Genomic DNA, 3,637 nt, shown 5'->3' with positions numbered 1-3,637 from the left:
TTGACTAGAGTCATGCTCTCACAAAACCGTAGGCAAACTAACCTCAGCCCTGCCGGAAGCAGGCTGTGACCCTTTCGCAGGTTGATTACCCTCTGGGGATCCCTGCCACTCGAGGTGGAACGCTTTACTGACAGACTTTGCCCTGCTGGTCGGCAGAAGGGCTGTCAGAGTTCTTGTTGGTTAGCTTACCACCCCCCGGCCCAAACTCAGCCCGGCAAGCCTTGAGAGTCGGAGGAGAGCGACATTCCGCCTGTTAGAGCTGGTCAATCTCCTTGCGCAAATTTTCCAACTCCAGATCGACTTCGCTCTCACTTGCGGTGGAAGGTTGGCCTGAGGACTTTGACCCTCCAGAGGGCAACTGACCCTGGATCGACGCCTTGAGCATCAGCAGCTCGTGATCTACATCCGAGCCACCCGCCTCCAAAGCGGCAAACTGGTTTTCCAAATTGTCTACCGCCAGCTCGGCTACTGCCGCCGACTGGGCCTCCAGGGAGTTCACCTTCTCCTCCATACGCTCAAAAGCAGCAAAGGCGCTTGTGGCGTCCACCCGCCCGATAACCTGATTGATTTGCTGGGAAGCCTTGGCGGCGCGGGCGCGAGCGATGAGCATGTCCTTTTTGGTCTTGGCCTCAGCGATCTTGCTCTCCAGCTTGGTCATGTTGGACTTCAGGATCTCCACCTGCTTGGTCTGCTCATCCAACTGCCGCTTCAGGCTTTGGGCAGTCTCGGCAAAGGTTTTCTTGCGCACCAGCGCTTCCCGAGCCAAAGCTTCGTTGTTGTTGCGCAGGGCCAACTCGGCGCGTCTTTGCCACTCATCAACACTCTGCTGTGCTTGCTCATACTGCCGCTCTATCCGCTTCTGGGCAGCAATGGCCTGGGCAACCGCTTGCCGCATCTGGTAGTGATCCTCAGACATGTCCTGAATGGTCTGGTTCAGGATTTTCTCCGGATCCTCGGCGCTGCTGACCAGCGCATTGATATTGGATCTAATGATTCGGCTGACCCGATCGAACAATCCCATCGGTTGCTTCCCCCTCTAGCGGTCTGACCTAATGCTACCCTTGCTGCTTTGATGCCTTCCAGTGCTTCTACTCCAGTATAGGGATCCATAGGGCTCCGCTGAAAAAAGCTGTAACGTTCTCTTGCCCCAATACCCTCCAGAGCCGATAATGCTTGCTTAACTTCGTTTGCTGACCGACAATCCCTGTTCTCTGATCGGGGCCATCCGCAGGTCGAAACGAAGTTGAGTTTGGCCGGTGTTGTTGGGAGTTCTCCGCCCCAGGTTCACGATTCAGGAGAGGGATCCGTGGCTCAGCGCCCGATTATTCTGGGTATTGTTGGCGATAGTGCTGCTGGAAAAACCACCCTCACCCGTGGCATTGCCCAAGTCTTGGGGGAAGAAAACGTCACTGTCATCTGCACCGACGACTACCACCGCTACGACCGCAAACAACGCGCTGAACTGGGGATTACAGCCCTCCATCCCGACTGCAACTACCTGGATATCGTTCAGCAGCACCTGACGCTCTTGCGCACCGGCCAGCCGATCCTAAAGCCCGTCTACAACCACAGCACCGGCACCTTTGACCCGCCAGAGTATGTCAAGCCCAACAAATACGTGATTGTCGAAGGGCTGCTGGGCTACTTTACCCGTGGTATGCGGGATAGCTACGATGTCAAGGTTTATTTGGCTCCCCCAGAACATCTACGCGCCCTTTGGAAGATTAAGCGGGACACCCGCAAGCGCGGATATACCGAAGAGCAAGTGCGAGAAGAGCTCAAAAAGCGCGAACCCGACTCAGAGGCTTTTATTCGTCCACAGCGCCAATGGGCCGATGTAGTGGTCACCTTTTACCCGCCCCAAGAGGGATCCGACCAAGACGAGGTATTGCTGAATGCACGCTTGGTGCTGCGCCCCACCATTCCTCACCCAGATTTTTGGCAAATCCTCAATGCCCGCGACAGTCACCTCAGCTCTGCCATTCGTTTGGATTTGGATCGGGATATGGGCAAGCCCGTCGATGTTTTGCAGATTGATGCCCATGCTACGGCCAGCCAAGTGATTGAGCTGGAGCGGATGCTCTGCAACGAAATCCCTTACCTGGGCAAGTTCTGTAGCTTAGAGGGAAACCCCAATATCGGCCAGTTGATCGGCACCACCGGCGAGCTGCTCCAGAGCTATCCCCTGGCTTTGACTCAATTGCTGATCACCTACCACATGCTAAAAGCGGCCAACATCTACCAATAGAGTCCGTGGCGGCGAGGGATCCCCAGTTTCGCAAGACCTGCAGGGTAAGGCTCGGCCCAGCACGGTAACCCGCTCCCAGAGCAGAGTCTTGTGAGCTTCTGTCAAGGACATGGGCTGTGCTGGAATTGAACCAGCGGCTCCCACCGTGTCAAGGTGGTACTCTACCACTGAGTTAACAGCCCCTACGAGCGATGCTGCCGCGCATCTACCTGAAGGTCGGAAATCGATAATATCACATTTTGAACCCGTCCCATTGGGATTAGCCTGGGTGGAGAGTGGACGGGTGCCCTATTTCAAATCAAAAAGGGGATCCGGTCAGCAACTGGTAGTGCAACACCTGGGGTGGGCGAGCAAAGTAGGGCCCGATGAGGGCACGCCAGCGGACAAAGTTTTCCGATTGGCGAAAGTTGACCAGATGGGCCTCTAGGGATCCCCACTGAACGAGCAGTAGGTATTGCTGAGGGTGCTCCAGACAGCGCTGCAGTTGGTGCCCTTGGTAGCCGTCGGTCTGCTGCAAATAGATGAAAGCTTGAGCGATGGCGGCTTCAAAGGCGGCTTCAGAGCCGGGGGTAATTTCAAACTGAGCCACCTCAAGGATGGAGGAAGCAGTCATGGGTTAGGTATGCAGGCCGCATTCGGTTTTGCTTGTGCCCTTCCAGCGTCCAGAGCGGGGATCCGCCCCTGGCTCAACAGGCGCAGTGCAGTGGAGGCAGCCGATACTGGGGTAGTGGCGATCGTGCAGGGGGTTGTAAGGGATCCCGTGGTCAAGGATGTATTTCCAAACTTGGCCATTTGTCCAGTCAGCCAGCGGGTTGAGTTTGAGGCGGTTGCGCTTGCCGTCCCACTGCACCTTGCCGATATCGGCGCGGGTGGGGGATTGTTCCCGACGCATCCCTGTAATCCAAGTGGTGCAACCGGCCAGAGCACGATTCAAGGGCTCCACCTTGCGGATGTTGCAGCAGAGGTCGGGGTTAGAGCGATACAGTTCTGGCCCGTATTGAGCTGCCTGCTCTTCCGGGGTAAGCAAGGGCTTGAAGATCTGCAGTTGCAAGTGGGGGTAGCGCGCCAACACCTGCTCCCGCAGTTGTAGGGTTTCCGGGAAGTGAAAATCGGTGTCCAGAAAAAAAGCGCGAACACGGGGGTTAATCGCCGTGAGCAGATCGATCAGCACTAGGTCTTCCGGGCCAAAGCTACAGGCCAGCAACAGCCCATCTCCAAATTCTTCAACCGCCCAGGTGAGCAGGTCGCTTGCCGACAAAGGCTCAAACCGTTCGCTCAGGGACGCCACTTGAGGTTGATACTGCTCCCGCAGCGCTTGAGCCGCCAGCTCCCAGCGGCTAGAAGGAGAAAGGCTTGCTGTCATAGGGGGAAGACACCGAACTCGACGAT

General features: G+C 56.5%; 4 protein-coding genes and 1 tRNA gene. 1 reads left to right on the top strand and 4 read right to left on the bottom strand.

Annotation, left to right across the window (positions count from 1 at the left end; genetic code table 11):
• Positions 1–253 precede the first annotated feature (253 nt).
• Positions 254–1,021, bottom strand: a complete 768-nt coding sequence (locus tag NW819_RS07545; RefSeq protein ID WP_011432097.1) for a PspA/IM30 family protein — start codon at positions 1,019–1,021, stop codon at positions 254–256.
• Between the two features lie 285 nt (positions 1,022–1,306).
• On the opposite strand from NW819_RS07545, the gene NW819_RS07540 reads away from it, so the two are divergent.
• On the top strand, positions 1,307–2,248 hold the full coding sequence (locus NW819_RS07540; protein WP_414413382.1) for a phosphoribulokinase: 942 nt from the start codon (positions 1,307–1,309) through the stop codon (positions 2,246–2,248).
• 110 nt (positions 2,249–2,358) lie between these two features.
• On the opposite strand, the gene NW819_RS07535 is transcribed toward NW819_RS07540, so the two are convergent.
• From NW819_RS07535 to NW819_RS07525, 3 genes are all read right to left on the bottom strand, one after another.
• Positions 2,359–2,430, bottom strand: a tRNA-Val gene (locus NW819_RS07535).
• Between the two features lie 116 nt (positions 2,431–2,546).
• A complete protein-coding gene (locus NW819_RS07530; protein WP_414344235.1) occupies positions 2,547–2,861 on the bottom strand; it encodes an antibiotic biosynthesis monooxygenase family protein in 315 nt (104 codons plus the stop codon).
• Positions 2,862–2,864: 3 nt separating this feature from the next.
• Positions 2,865–3,611 (bottom strand): phosphoadenylyl-sulfate reductase, encoded by a 747-nt coding sequence (locus NW819_RS07525; protein ID WP_414413381.1) that lies wholly within the window; start codon positions 3,609–3,611, stop codon positions 2,865–2,867.
• Positions 3,612–3,637: the final 26 nt, after the last annotated feature.

Source organism: Synechococcus sp. R8-2, from assembly GCF_047461715.1.
In the GTDB taxonomy this organism is placed as follows: domain Bacteria; phylum Cyanobacteriota; class Cyanobacteriia; order Thermostichales; family Thermostichaceae; genus Thermostichus.
Note: the sequence above shows the minus strand (reverse complement) of the source record. Positions and strands in the feature narration are given on the sequence as shown.

What these genes read in the sequence shown, in the direction of transcription:
- NW819_RS07545 (WP_011432097.1), bottom strand. Translation starts at nt 1,021, where the DNA reads ATGGGATTGTTCGATCGGGTCAGCCGAATCATTAGATCCAATATCAAT.
- NW819_RS07530 (WP_414344235.1), bottom strand. Translation starts at nt 2,861, where the DNA reads ATGACTGCTTCCTCCATCCTTGAGGTGGCTCAGTTTGAAATTACCCCC.
- NW819_RS07525 (WP_414413381.1), bottom strand. Translation starts at nt 3,611, where the DNA reads ATGACAGCAAGCCTTTCTCCTTCTAGCCGCTGGGAGCTGGCGGCTCAA.